The sequence below is a fragment of the Streptacidiphilus sp. EB103A genome (genome assembly GCF_041261405.1).
Taxonomy (GTDB): Bacteria; Actinomycetota; Actinomycetes; order Streptomycetales; family Streptomycetaceae; genus Streptacidiphilus.
The window spans coordinates 102,054-120,642 of sequence record NZ_JBGCAQ010000004.1; the positions used below are offsets into that span (position 1 = coordinate 102,054).

At 70.3% G+C, this 18,589-nt stretch carries 12 protein-coding genes; 4 read left to right on the forward strand and 8 right to left on the reverse strand.

Annotated features, from left to right (window positions below; translation table 11 throughout):
• Both ABH941_RS07720 and ABH941_RS07725 read right to left on the reverse strand, forming a co-directional pair.
• The gene (locus ABH941_RS07720) at positions 1–921 is read right to left on the reverse strand and encodes a helix-turn-helix domain-containing protein (RefSeq protein WP_370127858.1); all 921 of its coding nucleotides are present in this window, start codon (positions 919–921) and stop codon (positions 1–3) included.
• A 145-nt stretch (positions 922–1,066) separates the two neighbouring features.
• Positions 1,067–2,086: an alpha/beta hydrolase gene (locus ABH941_RS07725; RefSeq protein ID WP_370127859.1), complete on the reverse strand. Its 1,020-nt coding sequence runs from the start codon at positions 2,084–2,086 to the stop codon at positions 1,067–1,069.
• Between the two features lie 557 nt (positions 2,087–2,643).
• On the opposite strand from ABH941_RS07725, the gene ABH941_RS07730 reads away from it, so the two are divergent.
• Complete coding sequence (locus tag ABH941_RS07730; RefSeq protein ID WP_370127860.1) at positions 2,644–4,740, forward strand: protease pro-enzyme activation domain-containing protein; 2,097 nt, start codon at positions 2,644–2,646, stop codon at positions 4,738–4,740.
• 31 nt (positions 4,741–4,771) lie between these two features.
• Here ABH941_RS07730 and ABH941_RS07735 read toward each other — a convergent pair whose 3' ends face one another.
• Positions 4,772–7,189: a SpoIIE family protein phosphatase gene (locus ABH941_RS07735; protein WP_370127861.1), complete on the reverse strand. Its 2,418-nt coding sequence runs from the start codon at positions 7,187–7,189 to the stop codon at positions 4,772–4,774.
• 240 nt (positions 7,190–7,429) lie between these two features.
• Here ABH941_RS07735 and ABH941_RS07740 point away from each other — a divergent pair, with 240 nt between their 5' ends.
• The gene (locus ABH941_RS07740) at positions 7,430–8,008 is read left to right on the forward strand and encodes a hypothetical protein (RefSeq protein ID WP_370127862.1); all 579 of its coding nucleotides are present in this window, start codon (positions 7,430–7,432) and stop codon (positions 8,006–8,008) included.
• Positions 8,009–8,089: 81 nt separating this feature from the next.
• Here ABH941_RS07740 and ABH941_RS07745 read toward each other — a convergent pair whose 3' ends face one another.
• Genes ABH941_RS07745 through ABH941_RS07760 form a run of 4 tightly spaced genes read right to left on the reverse strand, consistent with a single transcriptional unit; the run spans position 8,090 to position 12,796 of the window.
• Entirely contained in the window at positions 8,090–9,037 is a 948-nt protein-coding gene (locus ABH941_RS07745) for an ornithine cyclodeaminase family protein (protein WP_370127863.1), read from the reverse strand.
• Positions 9,034–10,053 carry a proline racemase family protein gene (locus tag ABH941_RS07750; RefSeq protein WP_370127864.1) on the reverse strand — a complete coding sequence of 340 codons (1,020 nt, stop codon included), beginning with the start codon at positions 10,051–10,053 and terminating at the stop codon, positions 9,034–9,036. The genes ABH941_RS07745 and ABH941_RS07750 overlap by 4 nt, the downstream gene beginning before the upstream one ends.
• A 23-nt stretch (positions 10,054–10,076) precedes the next feature.
• Positions 10,077–11,087, reverse strand: coding sequence for a trans-3-hydroxy-L-proline dehydratase (gene lhpH, locus ABH941_RS07755; RefSeq protein WP_370127865.1), 1,011 nt, complete (start codon positions 11,085–11,087; stop codon positions 10,077–10,079).
• Positions 11,088–11,134: 47 nt separating this feature from the next.
• A complete protein-coding gene (locus ABH941_RS07760; protein WP_370127866.1) occupies positions 11,135–12,796 on the reverse strand; it encodes an APC family permease in 1,662 nt (553 codons plus the stop codon).
• Between the two features lie 119 nt (positions 12,797–12,915).
• Here ABH941_RS07760 and ABH941_RS07765 point away from each other — a divergent pair, with 119 nt between their 5' ends.
• Positions 12,916–13,857, forward strand: a complete 942-nt coding sequence (locus tag ABH941_RS07765; protein ID WP_370127867.1) for a LysR family transcriptional regulator — start codon at positions 12,916–12,918, stop codon at positions 13,855–13,857.
• A 591-nt stretch (positions 13,858–14,448) separates the two neighbouring features.
• The gene (locus tag ABH941_RS07770) at positions 14,449–17,205 is read left to right on the forward strand and encodes a ricin-type beta-trefoil lectin domain protein (protein WP_370127868.1); all 2,757 of its coding nucleotides are present in this window, start codon (positions 14,449–14,451) and stop codon (positions 17,203–17,205) included.
• A 133-nt stretch (positions 17,206–17,338) separates the two neighbouring features.
• On the opposite strand, the gene ABH941_RS07775 is transcribed toward ABH941_RS07770, so the two are convergent.
• Entirely contained in the window at positions 17,339–18,568 is a 1,230-nt protein-coding gene (locus ABH941_RS07775; protein WP_370127869.1) for an SGNH/GDSL hydrolase family protein, read from the reverse strand.
• Positions 18,569–18,589 lie beyond the last annotated feature (21 nt).

Below are 18,589 nucleotides of genomic sequence, written 5' to 3' on the forward strand. Positions count from 1 at the left end.
TCAACGACCCGTGCTCGCCGAGGAGGGGAGGGCCGGACGCGCGGCGGTCACCGGGACGGCTGTGGCCGGATCGGTGATCACGTCGGTGCAGCCGGAGCCCAGCGGGGTGGCACCGCAGGCGCGGACCCAGTCGCCGTGGGACGCGTCGATCATCGGGGAGAACCCGTCGAGTCCGTAGCGGATCCGGTAGGACTGAGCATGAGCGGGGTCGAGGATCTGGATGGTGTCGCCTGCGGCGGCGTCGGTCATCCGAGCCCAGGCCGACTGGCACGCGGGGCTGTAGCGCACGTAGATGTAGGCCCCGGCGATGGCGGTCATCGCGATGGTTCTGGCGTCGGCACCGCACCTCTCCGCCTGAGGGTCCCGCGCGGCGCAGCCGGCGGCACGGCAGTCCGGGGCCGACAGCGGTTCCACGGCGTTCGTCGCGGACGCGGTGCCGCCGACTGCGCCTGCCGGCGTGTGTGCGGTGGGGAGGTTGGAGACCACGGACGCGACGACGCCGGCGACCGTGACGGCGCCGATCGCGGTCAGACTGAGCCGACGCCGGTGTGACCAACCGCGGCGGCCTGTCTCGCCCTGGCCATCCTGTGCATTCGCAGCCGGTTCGTCTGCCGCTGCCGGGACTTCGCCGATCTGCGGCTGCGGCTCAGAACGCGGAACCGCATGCTCGGCGTCGGCCTGTGCCCACAGCAGCAGCACCCGGTCGCGGTCATCCGCGCCGACGGCGTCGAGTAATCGCTCGACGGCCTGCAGCGGGGGCAGCCGATGACCGTTGAGCCAGCGCTCCCACGAGGACTTGCTGTAGTGGGTACGTGACCCCAGTTCCGTGAGCGTCAGCCGGCTGCCCTTGCGCAGCGCGCGCAACTCCTCGACGAGCCGAACCGCCTCCGGCGACATCCCGTCAGGCAGCCCATGCCTCATCCGTTCCACGCTTCCTCCCGCCCTCAGACGTATCTGAGCCACCCCAAGCGGATCCTAGCGGCGGTCGGTCCTGATCGAGAACGGCGGCCAGGAGGTAACTTCCTTCCCTGCCAAGGGAGGAGGCCGGTCAGGCCGGACCTGGTGGTCAAGGGCCGGCGACGGTCGTGTTCGCGACCTGGGTCACGCCGGAGAGTTGCTGTCGGTCGAGCCAGGTGCCGACGGCGGTATAGGCGCGTTCCCGCGGCTCGGCCTGGGAGAGGAACACGTCGTGGCGGGCGCCCGGGATCGGGACGACGGTGGTCTCGGCGCCGAGGCAGCCGGCCCAGCGGGCGATCTGGGCGACATCGAGCACGGCGTCGGCGCGGTCGCTCAGTTCGGAGTAGACCGTCTCGTAGTGCGTGCGGTCGGAGCGCAGCACCAGGGAGGGGAGGCCGATGTCGAGGCCGCGGTGCAGGTGGGCGTGGCCCCGGCGGATGGCATTGAGCCAGCCGGGGGTGACCGGGAAGCCCTCCAGCGGCTTCATGGCGAGGTCGAACTCCCACTCGCCGCGGGCGTCGATGTGCAGCGTCTCGCCGTACACGCTCGTCGGCAGTTTGAGCGGGCGCAGTGGCGCGATCTTCGCGACCGCGCGCAGCGCCTGGGTGAGCAACCCGCGCTGCACCGGCTTTCCCTGGAGGTCGAACCAGGGACTGTTCAGGACCAGCCCCGCAACCGGTGCGACGCGTCCGGCGGCGCGCCGGCGGTCCAGCCACAGCGGCAGAACCAGGCCGCCGGTGGAGTGCGCGGCGAGGACCACAGGCAGGCCGGAGTGCACGGCGGCGACCACGGCCAGGGACTGTTCCAGCTCGGCGTCGTACAGGCTGAGGTCCGACACGTAGTGCGGGGTCTGCCCGGGGCGCCGGGCGCGGCCGCACTTGCGCAGGTCCAGCGCATAGAAGGCCAGGCCGCGGGCGGCAGCGAAGTCGGCCAGCTCGGTCTGGAAGAAGTAGTCGGAGAAGCCGTGCACGTACAGCACCGCCCCCCGCACGGCTTCGTCCACTCGGGGCTCGCGCTGTACGAGGACCGCGGCGACTGCACCCTCGCCGTCAGGGTCGGCGCCCAGATCGAGCGTGTGGCTGCGGTAGCCGTCGCCGAGGATGTCCGGCTGCCAGTCGGGATCGTGCACGAGGCCGCCTCCAAGGAAGTGATCGTGCTTCACTTTCGCCGACCGGCACGCTCGAGGACAAGTGGCAGCGGTCCGGACCACACGCGCCGCCTGCGCGGGAACCGCCGCCACACATCGGCCGGGAATTCGCGCGGAATTCCGCTCAGCATCCGGATCTGAATCCCACGGGCTTCACGGGGCCGGCGGAAATTCCGAATGCCGCGGCCATTCTGCAGCACCCCGGAACTCCGGGAAACCCCCGAGAGGTGGGCACACACGCGTCGATCGGGGGATGGACAGACCGAATGGGGGGTCGCGGTCCCGTCCGACCCCGGCCGAACCGGCATTCGCAGGAGAATAGTGGCAGGTGGGAGCCATTTTCCAGACCCTCGGGCTCCACCCCCGACTGGTGGGACACGGTCCGCCGCACGCGGCGCGAGAGGCCGGATTCTTACCCCGCTCCTCCCTTTCCGCCCCATCCGGCCATGGATATGCGGATTATCACAAAACACTTGCCCGGGCATTCCATCCGCGTGTACATATCAGCACGGATGTCCGCACCCGGAATTTCATCGCACGTGCCAGGTCATCCTCGCCCTCGTCGTGAACTCATCCTTGGAGTCGTCATTTCCGACGCCCTGCCCTCGCGCAACCGCCGCCGCCGGATAGCGGCCATCACCTCCGTTTCGCTCGCCATGGTCGCAGGCGCGATGGTCCTGGCCCCGTCCTCCCAGGCCTCGGTCGCCGCCCCTTCCGCGCGGACCCTGCTCGGCACCAGCCCGCAGTGGGCCGCCCCCTCGGCCGACAAGGGCGCGACACCGTCGAGCGCGCAGCTCACGGCCCGTGTCTACCTGGCCGGACAGGACCCGGCAGGCTTGGCCGCCTACGCCAAGGCCGTCTCCACCGCCGGCTCCGCACAGTACGGGCGGTTCCTGTCGCCCGCTCAGGTGCAGCAACGCTTCGGTGCGACCCCGGCCCAGATCGCGGCCGTGCACGCCTGGGCGACCGGTGCGGGCCTGCAGATCGCCGGCAGCAGCGCCCACTACGTCGACGTACACGGCACCGCCGCCGCGGTGAATCGGGCCTTCGGCACCCACCTGCACGAGTACGCCGTCCAGGGCGAACTGCGCCAGGCCCCCAGCAGCGACGCCGTGCTGCCCGCGTCCGTCGCGAGCGCGATCCTCGGTGTGACGGGCCTCAGCCAGAACGCCCCGCACGTGCGTCCGCAGTCCATCTCGGTGAACGCGTCCGAGGCGCGGACCACCGACGGCAAGGCGAAGCCCAAGCCCGGTCTCCCCACGGTGGCGACCTGCTCCGACTACTGGGGCCAGAAGACGGTCAGCGGAGCGCCCAAGGGCTACACCGCGAAGACCAGCTTCGACCAGTGCTCCTTCGTCCCCGCCCAGCTGCGCAAGGCCTACGGCGTGACCGCCTCCGGCCTCACCGGCAAGGGCGCCCGGGTCGCGATCGTGGACGCCTACGGCTCCTCCACCATGCTGGCCGACGCCAACCGCTTCGCCACCGCCCACGGCGACAAGGCCTTCCGCAGTGGCCAGTACACCGAGGTGGTCGACCCCGCCGCGTGGACCAAGACGGGCCCCAAGGACGGGTGCGGCGGCGCCGCAGGCTGGGCCGGCGAGGAGTCGCTGGACGTCGAGATGGTGCACGGGATGGCCCCGGACGCCGGTGTCGTCTACGTGGGCGCCAACTCCTGCTCGGACCAGGACCTGTTGGCGGCGCTGAGCACGGTCGTCGACAAGCACCTGGCCGACGTGGTCTCCAACTCGTGGTCCGGTCTGATGCACTCGACCTCGGGTGACGAGACCCCGGCGCAGGTCGCCGCGTACGAGCAGATCTTCCAGCAGGGCGCGGTCGAGGGCATCGGGTTCGACTTCTCGTCCGGCGACTGCGGCGACGAGTCCCCGGCCGCCGCGGCCACCGGGGCCAACTGCGACCCGACCAGCACCCGCGCGCAGACCGGGTTCCCGTCCTCGGACAGCTGGGTGACCGATGTCGGCGGCACCGCGCTGGCGGTCTCCGACAAGAAGGGCTCCTACGGCTTCGAGACCGACATGGGCACCCAGCGCTCCGTGCTGAGCGCGGACGGCAAGTCGTGGACCCCGTTCCCCGGCAAGTTCTTCTTCGGCGGCGGCGGTGGCACCAGCGAGGACTTCGCCCAGCCGTGGTACCAGGGTCCGGTCGTCCCCAGCACGCTGTCGCACACCCTGATGACCGGCGCGACCAGCAAGACCGCGCAGCGGGTCACCCCGGACGTCGCCATGAACGGCGACCTCTACACCTCGGTCCTGGTCGGCATGTCCGACGGCGCGCCCTACAGCGAGGGCGGCTACGGCGGCACCAGCGTCTCCGCCCCGGAGTTCAGCGGCATCCAGGCCGACGCGATCCAGGCCCGCCACGGCCGCCCGATCGGCTTCGCCAACCCGGAGCTCTACGAGCGATTCGGCAGCAAGTCCTTCACCGACGTGGTCAACCACACGCTGGGCAAGGGCCAGCAGCCGCTGAACGCGGTCGCGGACATGGGCGTCGTCAGCGGCAGCCTCCGGGTCCGCCTGGTCGCCTTCGGTCGTGACTACGGTCTTGCCGCGACCAAGGGCTTCGACAACGCGACCGGCGTCGGCTCGCCGACCGAGGCGTACCTCAACTCCTTCCGGTAGTAACGCCAGTAGGGGCGGGGCCGGTCTCTGCTCACCCGGGCAGGGACTGCTCCGCCCAGATCGTCTTGCCTCTGGCGTGGTGGCGGCTGCCCCAGCGCTGGGTGAGCTGGGCGACCAGCAGCAGGCCGCGACCGCCCTCGTCGTAGGTACGGGCCCGGCGCAGGTGCGGCGCGGTGCTGCTGGAGTCGGAGACCTCGCAGATCAGGGTGGCGTCGTGGATCAGGCGCAGCCGGATCGGCGGGGCGGCGTGCCGGATCGCGTTGGTGACGAGTTCGCTGACCACGAGTTCCGTGGTGAAGACGAGTTCGTCCAGCCGCCAGGCGCCGAGCTGGTCGGTGACCAGATGGCGGATCCGGGACACGGCCGCGGGGTCGGCCTCGACCTCCCAGTCCGCCACCCGGGACGCGTCCAGGACCCTGGTCCTGGCCAGCAGGAGGGCGATGTCGTCGCGGGCTCCGGACGCCGGGCACAGTTTGTCCAGGACCGTCTGGCAGATGCTGTCCAGCGTGCCGGCCGGGCGGCCGAGCGCCTCGGCGAGCGCGGCGCGGCCCTCGTCGATGTCGCGGAGGCGGTCCTCGATCAGCCCGTCGGTGTAGAGGGCGAGCAGGGCGCCTTCGGGAAGCTCCCGCTCGACGGCTTCGAAGGGCAGGCCCCCGACGCCCAGCGGCGGGCCCACCGGGATGTCGATGAACTCGACCGTGCCGTCGGGCAGGGCGAGCGCGGGTGTGGGGTGCCCGGCCGCGGCCATCGCGCAGGTCCGGGAGATCGGGTCGTACACCGCATAGAGGCAGGTGGCTCCGACGTCGCCGGCGGGCCGGCCGACGTCGGTCTCCTGGGACAGCCGGATGACGAGGTCGTCCAGGTGGGTGAGCAGTTCGTCCGGGGGCAGATCGACATCGGCGAGGGTTCGTACGGCGGTGCGCAGCCGCCCCATGGTCGCCGACGCCTGGATGCCGTGCCCGACCACGTCGCCGACGACCAGGGCGACCCGCAAGCCGGACAGCGGGATGACGTCGAACCAGTCACCGCCGATGCCGGCGTGCGGCGCGGCCGGCAGATAGCGGGAGGCCACCTCGACCGCGGCGGGGCGGGGCAGGGACTGCGGCAGCAGGCTGCGCTGGAGAGCCAGGGCGGTCCCGCGCTCGCGGGTGAAACGGCGGGCGTTGTCGATGCACACGGCGGCCCGGGCGGTGATCTCCTCGGCGAGCAGCACGTCGTCGGGAACGAAGGGTTCGGGGTGCCGGTGACGGTAGAAGACGGCGACGCCGAGGGTGACCCCGCGGGCCAGGACCGGCACGGCCATGACGCTGTGCAGCCCGTACTCCTCGACCACCCGGGCCCGCGGCGAGTCCGGCTCGGGCCAGTCGTGCGCTCCGTGCTTCCCCAGCGCCTGGATCACCGGTCGGCCGACGGCCAGGCAGCGGGCATGCGGGGAGGACGGCGCGTAGGCGCCCGTGCTCCCGAGGTCGATCGCGGCCTCCGGACAGCCTGGAGTGACGGACAGCTGGGCCACACGTCTGAGGACGACGTCCGCCGACGGCGCCACCACGTGGGCCTCGCCGACATCGTCGCGGTCCAGCAGGTCCAGCAGGTCCACGGTGACGAAGTCCGCCAGATGGGGCACGCAGACCTCGGTGAGCTCCTCGGCCGTGCGGGTGATGTCCAACGTGGTGCCGATGCGCACGCTCGCGTCGTTGACCAGTTGCAGCCTGCGCCGACCGAGGTAGGTCTCGGTGATGTCATGGGCGGTGAGACAGACCCCGTGGACCGTCCCCCGGTCATCGGTGAGCGGCGTCAGGTGCGCCGACCAGGCGTGTTCGCGCGCCTCTCCCCCGGTGCGCATAAAGGTCTCCACGTCGAGCCGTTCACCGGTGGCCAGGACACGCAGCATCTGCTGTTCGAGTTCCGCGCTCTGCGGCTTGCCGCCGATCTCCGGAATCCGCAGACCGCGGATCTGCTCCTCGGGCAGCCCGATGACACCGGCCATCGCCGCGTTCACCGCGAGCAGCCGCAGTTCGGTGTCGTAGATCGCGACCGGGCAGGGCGAACGCACGAAAGCCCACCGAGGGACGTCCTCCGGCGGCCGGACGTCAGAACCGGACCGCGGCAACGCGCTGACCAGCAGCCATGCACCGCCGGAGGTCGTGCCCGGGTCCGTGCGGTGAGCCAGCAGCCGCACCGGTACGTCACGGCCGTCGCGGTGGCGCAGGACCACGGTGCCGTCCCACCGGGTGGCGCCCGCCGTCGGCCCTGCGGCCTCCTGACCATCAGCAAGCAGGTCGACGGCGGGCCTGCCGACGACCTCCTCGCGCGCCCACCCCAGCAGCCGCCGGGCGCCCGCGTTCCAGTCGGCAACGGCTCCGGACGCGTTCACCGTGGCACGGGCGGTAGCTGTCTCGTCGAACGGGTAATCCGGCTGCGGGGTCGGGCTGTCACCGCTCTGCGTCATGGCTCGCCGTCCCTGTCACCTCGTGCGTGTCGCGGGAGTCGCCCTGGGCATCGCATGCCCCTAGGACAGCTTTGCCCGAATTTTTACCGTTATCAACCTGAAATACGCGTGCTTGACCCCGATTGACGTGTTCAGTACAGTCCGCAGTGCGGTCCTTATTAGGAAGCTTTCCTAACTTACTGGACGGTCCGCACCGCCACGCGCCACCCCGTCGCGTCACCAGGAAGGGCAGGACATTCCATGCGCAAACGCCTGAGGTCACCGTTGCTGGCCGCCGCCATCGCATTCCCGGTCGCCGTCGCGGTACCGGCCGCATCGGCGTCGGCACACGGACCTGCTCCGCGACCGGCCACCAGCGCCGCAGTCCGGGCCGCGAACAGTCAGACCATCAACGTCAACGTGACCTCGTACGGCTACAACGACAACGACGACGGCAACGGCCACTTCGGCACCGCCGTGATCGCCTACCCTCAGATCCACAGCCAGGCCACTGAGGATCTCGGCACCTACGACCAGCCCACGACGTTCGCCACCGACCAGGGCGAGTTCGCCCCCGGCACGCGCATCTACGTCCCGTACCTCCAGAAGTACTTCATCATGGAGGACGGCTGCGCCGAGTGCAGCTCCGACTGGCAGAACGGCGTGTACCACGTCGACCTGTGGATGGGCCCGGCGAGCTCGCAGCCCGAGCCCGCCCTCGACAACTGCGAGGCGTCCATCACCCAGAGCTCCGACATCATCGTCAACCCCGACCCCGGACTTCCGGTCGACACCACTCCGATGTTCTCCAACGGGCAGTGCACCGTCGTGCAGCACTGAGCCCACCAGTGCACCACCCGCCCCCCGCGACCAGGAGTCACGGTGTCGGCGCATCCGGCTCCGCTCTGCGGCCATTGGGTTCTACTGCAGCGTCGGCGCCAGGACCGCTTCGGCGACCACCAGGTCCTGCCAGGCCATGCCCACGCTCTTGAAGACGAGGGTCCGGTGCGGGTCGGGCGTTCGGCTGCCTCGTACGAGGTCGGCCATCGGGATCAGCTCGTCGGCGCGGAGGTGGCCGTCGCGCACGGCCAGGACGACGTCGCCGGCCTCGCGCATCGCCGTGCCCACGTCCTCGACGACGACCTCGGCCCGGCCCAACAGCGGACCGTCCAGCTCGCGGGCCTCAGGCTGGTGGGACCCGACCGCGATCACGACCGCGCCGTCGGCCAGGTGCCGGGAGTCGAACAGCGGGCTGCGGGCGCCGGTCGCGCACACCACCACGTCCGCCCGTTCGAGCCGGGTGTCCACGGACGCGTCCGCGGCGGCGACGACGCGGGCGCGTGGGGGAAGGTGTTCGCGGGCTCGCTCCGGTTCGCGGACCACGTACGTGACGTCGGCCGGCTCGACCCGGCCGCAGGCTTCGAGCGCCTGCACGTGGCCGGTCGCCTGGGGACCGGCGCCAAAGACCACCAACTCGACCGGCCGGGTGAACCGGGAGAGCGCCGGGGAGACCGCCGCGACGGAGACGGCCGGCGTACGGAGGTTCGTCACCGCGGTCCCGTCGAGAATCGCCCGCAGGCCCAGCGTCTCGGCGTCGAACAGCAGGTAGGTGGCCTGGATCCGGGGCAGGCCGCGACTCGGATTGCCCGGGGCCACCGTCGCGGCCTTGAGGCCGACGAAGGATGCCGTCTCCGAGGGCATGAGCAGGAACTGGCCACCGGCCAGCTCGACCGCCGTTCGAGCCGGGTCGCGGCCCGGATCGAGTCCGGCCCGGAGCGCCCGGGTGATCGCGTCCGCAGCCTGACCCCGCGTCAGGGCCCGCTCGATGTCCTCCGCCGAGAGGATCGGCAGGTTCCTGATGGCGGTCACCGGAGCACGAACCCGGGTACGAGGGGGTCGCGGGGATCGACCGTGAACCGGCTCGATCCGTAACGGTAGGCCATGCCGGTCACGGTGGGAATGACCGCGTCGAAGGTGCCCACCGTGGTCTCACCGGTGACGGCGCAGATGAACCGCGACCCCACGATCGAGTCGTGCACCAGTCTCTGACCGGGCTTGAGCGCGCCGCGGGCCGCGAGCACCGCCACCCGGGATCCCGAGCCCGACCCGCAGGGCGACCGGTCCAGCTCGCCGTCCGCGAAGACGGTCGCGTTGCGCTGGTGCAGGTCGCCGTCCGCGGTCTCGCCGAGCTCGTCGTAGAGGATCGTTCCGTAGATCCCGCTGAGCCGGGGGTCCGTCGGGTGCTGTGCGTACTGCGTCGCGCCGAGCAGCGACTTCACCTCCCGGCCGATGGCGATGAGCTCGCCGGCCCGGCCGGGCTCGACGCTGAGACCCACGTCGGCGGCCCGCAGCTGGGCGTAGATGGAGCCGCCGTAGCCGATGTCGACGCGGACGCGCCCTCGGCTGGTCCCGACCTCGACATCGGCGGCCAGCAGGTAACTGGGGACGCTGACGAAGTCGACCCCGGTCACCTGCCCGGCCTCGGTACGGACCCGGGCCACGACCCGGCCGGACGGGACGTCGATCGTCACGTCCGTGACGCCCGTCGGGTCGGCCACGACACGGCCGCTCTCGACGGCCCACACGCCGAGTGCGATCGCGCCGTGCCCGCAGGCGGCCGAGAAGCCGTCCTTGTGCCAGAACAGGACACCGAAATCGGCGCCCGCGTCATCGGGCGGAGTGAGGAAACCGCCGAACATGTCGGCGTGGCCGCGGGGTTCGAGGCAGAGCAGCTTCCGCAGCCCGTCCACGGCGGGGTCCTTGCCCGCCCGGTGCCGGCGGTCGGCGACGGACTCGCCGGGGATCGGAACCGGCGGGTCGACGACGATGCGGAAGGGCTCCCCTCCGGTGTGGTAGTCGACGGTGTCGACGGTGCGCGTCTGCATGGGCGGTCCTTCGGTTCGGGCGGTCATCGCGTGAGCGAGAACCCGTGGGTCAGCGGGTCGCGGTCGTCCAGGATCCAGTTCGCGAACCCGCAGATGAACGCGGACCCCCGGATCTCGGGGATCACGGCGTCGTGGTCGCCGACGCGCGTCTCCGAGAGGACCCGGCTCTCGAACACGGAGCCGATGATCGACTCGTTGACGAAGGTATCGTCCTGCGACAGCTCGTCCTTGAGGTACAGCTGTGCGGTGCGTCCGGCCGTGCCGGAGCCCGTGGGCGAGCGGTCCAGCTCCCGGTCGGCGTAGACGCACGCGTTGGCCTGGGTGGAGCCGGCCTTCCTCGGGGGTCCGGAGACGATGGTCCCGTACACCCCGCTGATCTCCGGGTGCTCCGGGTGGACGACCTGGTGCTCCGCGTTCAGCGCGTCCTTGATCTCCATGCCGAAGTCCTTCAGCCGGTCGGCCTCCGACTCCCGCACCTCGAAGCCGAAGGGAGCTCCGTCGGTGTAGAAGTAGAACGCGCCGCCGTAGGCGATGTCGCCGGTGACCGTACCGAAGGAGGGGGTCTCGACGGACACGTCCCGCTGCCAGATGAAGGAGGGGACGTTCACAAAGCGCACGCCGCCGGTGTGCTCGCCGTCCCACTCGACGAACGCCTCGATGAATCCGCACGGGGCGTCGATGCCGACCCGGGTCTCGGGAGCCGTCCGGGCGACCCAGCCGAGCTCCACGGCCGCGGTCGCGAGGGCGATGACCCCGTGTCCGCAGTGCGGGCTGTAGTCGAGGTTCTGCATGAAGATGATGCCGAGATCGGCGCCCTCGCTCACCGGCTCGGTGAGCAGTCCCCCGTACATGTCGGCGTGCCCCCGGGGCTCGAGCATGACCGCCTGCCTGATCTCGTCGGCGTTCTCCTGCAGCCAGGCGCGGCGTTCCAGGATCGTCTTGCCGGGGATGTGGGGGGCGCCGCTGGTGATGATCCGGAAGGGCTCGCCCCCGGTGTGCGTCTCCACGGTGCCGATGAGCCGACTGGTCTTCATGTGCTGACTCCTGAATATCGTTGTGCTGAGTGGACGATGACTGGTGGTCAGGACGAGGGCGTCTCCTCGCCGTCATCGGTGGCGTTCACCAGCTCGAGTACGTCGGCGGCGGGAAGGCGGACCGCGAGGGCCCAGTAGTAGACGACCAGGCTCCACGCGGCGACCGCCGCGATGTCCCACCACATCGGAAGGTGCGGCAGTCCGAACACCAGGTGCGCGGGGCTGGAGTACTGGCCCGCATAGCAGAGGACGGCGAGGCCGATGAGCCAGGGCACCACCCAACTCCCGGACCTGAAGCCCATCTTCGGCCGTACCGGGCGGCGGTCGGTCAGCCAGGAGACCACGAGCAGGGCGTAGCCGACGCCGACCGCGCAGAACACCTTCCAGTTGGCCTCCCAACCGCCCCAGTAGACGAGCAGGTTGACCACGATGAAGGCGACCGGGGCGAGCAGGATGCCGAGCCGGAGCCGGAAGGGGCGGGGGTGGTCCGGCAGTTCCCGCCGCAGGGCGCCGAGGGCGAGCGGCCCGCCCGCGTACATCAGCGCGAACGAGGAGGTGATGAACACCACCAGGGTCTGCCATCCGGGGAAGGGCAGCAGGCAGATGAGGCTGACGACGCAGGTGAACGCCACGCTGTACACCGGCACCCCGGTCCTGGGGTGCAGCTTGCCCAGGGTCTGGGCGATGTACCCGTTCCGCGACATGCCGTAGGACAGGCGCGAGGTCGTCGTGACGTAGATGAGGCCGTTGCTCCCGGGGGAGATGATGGCGTCGGCGTACAGGATCCAGGCCAGCCAGGTGAATCCGAGCAGGGTGGCCAGGCCGGCGAACGGCCCGAAGATCCCGGCGAAGGAGATGTTCGCCCAGCCGTGGCCCAACTGGGCGGGGCCCAGCGCGCCGATGAAGACGATCTGCAGGGCCATGTAGAGGGCGGCCGTGATGAACAGGGACCCCATGACCGCCCGGGGGATGTCGCGACCCGGGTTCCTGCTCTCGCCGCCGACCTGCACCGCCTGCTCGAAGCCCACCAGCGCGAAGATGACGCCTCCGCCGCTGAGGGCCGCGATCGTGCCGTGTATCCCGGTGGGGAAGAAGCCGCCTGCGACCAGGTGGAAGTTCCCGAGATGGAATCTGGTGGCGAGGACGGCGATCGTCAGGACGAGCGTGGCGATCTTCCAGATCGTTATCGCGCCGTTGAGTCTGGATATTTTTCTGATGCCGTAGAGATTGAGCAGGGTGAACAGGAGGATCAGCAGGACCGCCACCCCGAGCCCGGGCAGGGTGAGCGAAACGGTTCCGTTCTCCGAGCGCGTCAGCCAGTGCAGGTAGTTGCTGGAGTACTGCAGCATGGCTTCGACCTCGATGGGCACCGTGGTGACCCCTGCCAGCCAGGTGGCCCATCCCATCGTGAAACCGGCGAGGTGGCCGAACGCGTAGTGCGGGAAGCGCGCGGTGCCGGCGCTGACCGCGAACATGCCGCCGAGTTCGGCGTGCACGAGGGCGAGCACCGCCACGGCCGCAGTGCCGATGAGCCAGGTCAGCACAGCTGAGGGACCCGCGACCTGCGCTGCGAAGAGCGCACCGAACAGCCATCCCGATCCGATGATCGACCCCACGGATATCCACAGCAGCTGGACGCTGGAGATGTGCCGGCGCAGCCTCTGTTCAGAGGCCGCACCGGCGGCCGGCAATGTGTCCTGCCCTGTCATGGCTGCCTCCCGGTCGGTTCCGACTGTCGAGCGCAAGTTTCAGCTCGCCGGTTCCTGGCTGTCCAGCAGACATATCCGGGGCATTGCTGTAAGCAGAACTGACAGATACGATGCGGCGCATGGCCCGCCAATTCGATCTGCACCGGCTGCGGCTGCTGCGGGAGCTGAAGCACCGGGGCACGATCACGGCCGTCGCGGCCGCCATGTCGTACAGCCACTCCGCCGTCTCGCAGCAGTTGACGGTCCTTGAGACCGAGCTCGGGGCCCAGCTGCTCGAACCCGACGGCAGGCGGGTGCGGCTCACGGCGCAGGGCGAGATCCTGGTCCGGCATGTCGAGGCGGTCCTTGAGCAGCTGGACCGGGCGGACGCGGATCTGGCCCGGGCCGCGGGCGATGTGGCCGGCAGGTTCAGGATCGCGACCTTCCAGACGGTCGTCCTGGCGCTCATGCCGTCCGTGCTGACCGCCCTTCGGGCCGCCCATCCCCGGCTCGGCGTCGAATTGGAACACGCCGACCCCGACGCCGCCCTCTCGGGTCTGCAGGTCAAGGAGTTCGACCTGGTGGTCGACGAGGTGTTCGCCGGTCAGCCCTTCGCCCGGTCGGCTGCCGTGGACCAGACCGTGCTGCACCGCGACCCGCTGCGGCTCGCGGTCCCGCCGGACTCGCCCCTGGCCGATGCCGGGCGGGTCTCGGACCTGGCCGGTGCCGACTGGGTGATGGAACCGGCAGGCAGTCCGGCACGGGAGTGGGCCGACCGGATCTGCCAGGCGGCGGGGTTCAGGCCGAACGTGCGGTTCGAATCCCCCGACATGCTCATCCATGAACGGCTGGTCCGAGGAGGGCACGCCGTCGCGTTCCTGCCCGATCTGCTCTGGGTCGAGACCTCACCGACCGTGCGCCTGCGCCCGCTCCCGGACAACGGCTACCGCGACATCGTGTGCAGCGTCCGCGCCGGAACGTCGGAGCACCCGTCGGTCAGGGCCGTCACGACCGCGTTGCTCGCGGCCTGCGCGGAGGCCGCCATCGCCATCACGACTCAGCTCGCCGCGCAGCCGGAGTGACGCCGCGACCGCCGCCACCTGGAGGCGGGGGTGGACGTGGGTCTCGCAGTTCCATGGCGGGCTCCAAGGCGTGCTGACTGCGACGCACCGTCGCGGGAGGCGAATGAGAGCGCTCTCAAACGTAATGTTCCACCGCGAACGCGTCAATGGTCTGGACCACGGATGCCCAATTTCTGACGGCCCGTCACTTCCCGTGCGACTGGTCCGCACGCCCGCGGCCCGGCTGATCAGGCATTTCGGCACACACCCATCGCTGTTTGATTTTGTGTCAATTAATAGGTTTCTCATGGCCCATTGACAGAAGAACCAACACGAGCGCTCAATGTGCCTTGGGCATCCAGCCCGCCCCCACGGTGTCCCTGGAGCCCGAGCAACCATGCCTGCTCATGGCATGGTCATGACGTGCCTGAGCGCTCGGCGCTGCCTCCAGGCTGCCGTGCCACCCCCACCAGCCGTCTTGCCTCGCTGATCCACCCCCACGGTGTCACGTTCAGCAGGCAGCGAAGGAGAAGAACGATGCACGCTGATCGGCGCAGACCGGCATTCCGCCGCTGGATGCCACGCGTACGGAGACTCATCCCCCTGTTGGTCATGACACTGCTGGCAGCAGTGCTCGCGAGCAGCACGACCGCGGCCCAGGCCGCTCCCCGCACACTGGCCGGCGCGTCGGCCGGCACCTCGGTCACCGTGGACGGCGGCCAGGGCGGTCGGACGTTCGACGGCATCGGCGCCATCAGCGGTGGCGGGGGCAACTCCCGGCTGCTGCGGGACTATCCGGCCGCCCAGCAGTCGCAGCTGCTGGACTACCTGTTCAAGCCGGGGTACGGCGCGGACCTGCAGCTGCTGAAACTGGAGATCGGCGGGGACGCCAACTCCACCGACGGCGCCGAACCGTCCATCGAGCACAGCAAGGGGCAGATCAACTGCTCCGCAGGCTACGAGTTCTGGCTCGCCGAGCAGGCCAAGGCCCGCAACCCGGGGATCAAGTTCTACGGTCTGACCTGGGCCGCCCCGGGCTGGATCAGCGGCGGGTTCTGGTCCACCGACACGATCAACTACCTGATCTCCTGGCTCGGCTGCGCCGGACAGCACGGCATCACCGTCAGCTACCTCGGCGGCTGGAACGAGAAGGGCCACAACGTCGACTGGTACATCCAGCTGCGGTCCGCTCTGGACAACGCCGGATACGGCAGCGTGCAGATCGTCGGCGACGACTCGGGCTGGAGCGTCGCGGACGACATGGCGAGCAACGCCTCGTTCAACAACGCCGTGTCGGTCATCGGCACCCACTACCCCTGCCAGGGCGGTGACGGCGGCAACGCCGACACCTGTTCCAGCACCACCACGGCGAAGAACAACGGCAAGCCGCTGTGGGCGTCGGAGAACGGTTCGCTGGACATGGACGCCGGAGCGCCGGCGCTGATCCGCTCGATCGTGCGCGGATATGTGGACGCGCGGATGACCGCGTACCTCAACTGGCCGCTGGTCGCGGCGATCTACCCGAATCTGCCGTTCAACACGGTGGGCCTGGCAGCTGCGAACTCGCCGTGGTCCGGGAACTACTCGATCGGCGAGGACACCTGGGCCACCGCCCAGGTGACGCAATTCGCCCAGCCGGGCTGGACGTTCATCGACTCCGCGTCGGGCTATCTCGGCGGAGCCGAGTCCAACGGCAGCTATGTGACGCTGAAGTCGCCGAACGGGTCCGACTACTCCACCGTCCTGGAGACCACCACCGCCACTGCCGCGCAGACCGTCGGCGTCCAGGTGAAGGGCGGCCTGTCCGGCGGCGCGGTGCACGTGTGGGCCACCCGGGTGAACAGCCCGAGCCCGTCCACCGACTTCGTGCACACGCAGGACATCACCCCGTCCGGCGGCTCGTACACACTGACGCTGCAGCCCGGCTGGATCTACACGGTCACCACGACCACCGGCCAGGGCAAGGGCACCGCCACCGCGCCCGCCGCCCACGCCCTCGCGCTGCCCTACAGCGACACCTTCGACGCCATCGCCACCGGCACCGAGGCCACCTACCTGTCCGACATGCAGGGCTCGTTCGAGGCACGCCCGTGTGCCGACGGCCGGTCCGGGCAGTGCGTGCAGCAGGTGACCCCGGTCAAACCGATCGAGTGGCAGGACGACTCCGACGCCTTTTCGCTGCTGGGCGACCCGACCTGGAGCGACTACACCGTCAAGGTCGACGTCAACCTGCAACAGGCCGGTACCGTCGAGCTCCTGGGCCGGGCCAATACCCAGAACCGTCCGCAGAGCCACCAGGCCGCCTACCAGCTGCGGGTGAGCGACACCGGCGCCTGGTCCATCGTCAGGAGCTCGGCGGCCGGCAACCTGAGCACGCTGGTCTCCGGAAACCGGGCAGCCCTGGGCACGCACGCGTGGCACACCCTCGCCCTCGGCTTCTCCGGCGACCGGATCACCGCCACCGCGGACGGCGCCACCCTCGGTACCACCAACGACACTTCCTTCGAAGCGGGCCAGGTCGGCATCGGCGTGGTGGGCTACCAGACCGACCAGTTCGACAACCTCTCCGTCACCGCCAACCCGCCGGGCAACCGCGGCGGCATCCTCAAGGGACGCCAGTCCGGTCTGTGCACCGATGTGCCCGGGGCGAGTCAGAACAACAGCACGCAGGTCGCGCTCTGGGACTGCGACGGCGCCGCCAACCAGTCCTGGACCCTGACGCCCTCCGGCCAGCTCACGGTCTACAGCGGTGCGAAGTGCCTGGACGTCAACGGCGGCGCCACGACCGACGGCACCGCGGTGCAGATCTACGACTGCAACAACTCCGCGGCCCAGCGGTGGACCGTCAACAGCGACGGCACGGTGGTCAACCCCAACTCCGGCAAGTGCCTGGACGCCACCGGAGGGGGCACCAGCCCCGGCACCCTGCTGGAGATCTGGACCTGCACCGGCGGCTCGAATCAGAGCTGGATGCGCGGCGCGGTCTCGGGGGCCGTCAAGGGCCAGGAGTCCGGCCGCTGCGTGGACGTGCCCGGCTTCAGCCAGACCAACGGCGCCAAGCCCGACCTGTGGGACTGCAACGGCGGCACCAACCAGACCTGGACCTCCACCACCACCAACCAGCTGACCGTCTACGACTCCAAGTGCCTTGAGGTCACCGGCGGCGCCACCGCCGACGGCAGCCCGGTGGAGATCTGGGACTGCAACGGCGGCAGCAACCAGCAGTGGCGGGTGCGTGCCGACGGCAGCGTGGTCGGCGTCGGATCCGGCAAGTGCCTGGATGCGGTCGGACACGGTACGGCCAACAGCACGGCACTGGAGATCTGGACCTGCACCGGCGGCGCCAACCAGATGTGGCGGCTGTCCTAGCCGTCGCCGGCTCCCGCTGGGCCCACAGGCCCCGACCAGCAGCGCGTTCGTCGCGCCGGAAACAGAACAGCGGCGCCCGCGAGCCGTTCCGGGCTCGCGGGCGCCATGGCGGAGAAGTAGGTGCCTGCCTGCGTCAGCTGTGCAGCAGCCGCAGGTCGATCGCGTCGGCCAGCACCTTCATGCCGATGTCGTTGGGGTGGATGTGGTCGCCCGAGTCGAAGATCGGGTCGAGGGCGGCCGGGTTCGCGGGGTTGCGGATGGCCTGGTCGAAGTCGATGACGCCGTCGAAGGCGCCGCTGGTGCGGATCCACTGGTTGACGCTCTGGCGGATGGCCTCGGCCGCAGGCGTGTAGTACCCGTTGCCCTGGTCGGGCGTCAGGGTGCCGCCGATGACTCTGACGTGGGCGGCATGCGCCTGGTCGATCAGGGTGCGGTAGCCGTTGATCAGGTCCGTTGCCGTCAGCGGCGCGCCGTTGGGGCCGGCGCTGTTGCCGATGTCGTTGATGCCCTCGAAGAGGATCACGTCCTTGACTCCTGGCTGGCCGAGGGCGTCGTGGCCGAAGCGCTTGAGGGCGCTGACGCCCTGCCAGAGGTTGGGGACGTCGGTGAGGACCCTGTTCCCGCCGATCCCGGCGTCCACCACGCTGAGATTCTGCGAGGTGCCGGCGCCCAGCCGCCGGGCGAGGAAGTCGGTCCAGCGGGTGTAGGTGCCGGTGGACGAGTGGTAACCGTCCGTGATGGAGTCCCCGAAGGCGACCACCGTTCCCTTCGCGGTCGGCGAGACCACGTCCAGCCCCGCCAGGTAGTACCAGGAGGTCGTGGTGGTGCCGAACGCGTCCACGAGGTCGTCGCCCGCATGGTCGCCCGGGGCCGCGTAGGTGGTGTCGAACGCGTCCGAGTGCCAGGTGGACGCGCCCGTGCTGCCGGGCACATAGAGGCTGACCAGCACGTTCTCCCCGGCGCTGAGCGAGATCGGGATGACGTCGCTGATCGCCTGCCCACCCGCGGGGACGGTGACCTGGCCGGACCGACCGAACGTCACGTTCACGGTGGTCCCGCGCACCGCGTTTCCCCCGCTCGCCTGGACGGCGACGTCCACGGCGCCGACGTCGAGCGGCGTGGTGCTGTACCGGTTGGAGAGGGTGATGCGTACACCGGAGCCGGCGACGCTGCTGTGGACCACCATCCGGATGGTCTGGTCGTCGAAGGCCGGGCCGGCCGTGGTCATGCTGGGCGACCAGGCGCTGACCCGGGTTCCCGTGCGCTGCGCCGAAGCCGCTCCGCTGCCCGCCGCGTGCGCGGCGCCGAGCGGCACGAGGGACAGGGCCATGCCCGCCAGTACGGCGGCCGTCTTGTGGAACATCGTTGTTCCCTCCACTCTTCT

What these genes read in the sequence shown, in the direction of transcription:
- ABH941_RS07760 (WP_370127866.1), bottom strand. Translation starts at nt 12,796, where the DNA reads ATGACAGGGCAGGACACATTGCCGGCCGCCGGTGCGGCCTCTGAACAG.
- ABH941_RS07740 (WP_370127862.1), top strand. Translation starts at nt 7,430, where the DNA reads ATGCGCAAACGCCTGAGGTCACCGTTGCTGGCCGCCGCCATCGCATTC.
- ABH941_RS07750 (WP_370127864.1), bottom strand. Translation starts at nt 10,053, where the DNA reads ATGCAGACGCGCACCGTCGACACCGTCGACTACCACACCGGAGGGGAG.
- ABH941_RS07735 (WP_370127861.1), bottom strand. Translation starts at nt 7,189, where the DNA reads ATGACGCAGAGCGGTGACAGCCCGACCCCGCAGCCGGATTACCCGTTC.
- lhpH (WP_370127865.1), bottom strand. Translation starts at nt 11,087, where the DNA reads ATGAAGACCAGTCGGCTCATCGGCACCGTGGAGACGCACACCGGGGGC.
- ABH941_RS07775 (WP_370127869.1), bottom strand. Translation starts at nt 18,568, where the DNA reads ATGTTCCACAAGACGGCCGCCGTACTGGCGGGCATGGCCCTGTCCCTC.
- ABH941_RS07765 (WP_370127867.1), top strand. Translation starts at nt 12,916, where the DNA reads ATGGCCCGCCAATTCGATCTGCACCGGCTGCGGCTGCTGCGGGAGCTG.
- ABH941_RS07770 (WP_370127868.1), top strand. Translation starts at nt 14,449, where the DNA reads ATGACACTGCTGGCAGCAGTGCTCGCGAGCAGCACGACCGCGGCCCAG.
- ABH941_RS07720 (WP_370127858.1), bottom strand. Translation starts at nt 921, where the DNA reads ATGAGGCATGGGCTGCCTGACGGGATGTCGCCGGAGGCGGTTCGGCTC.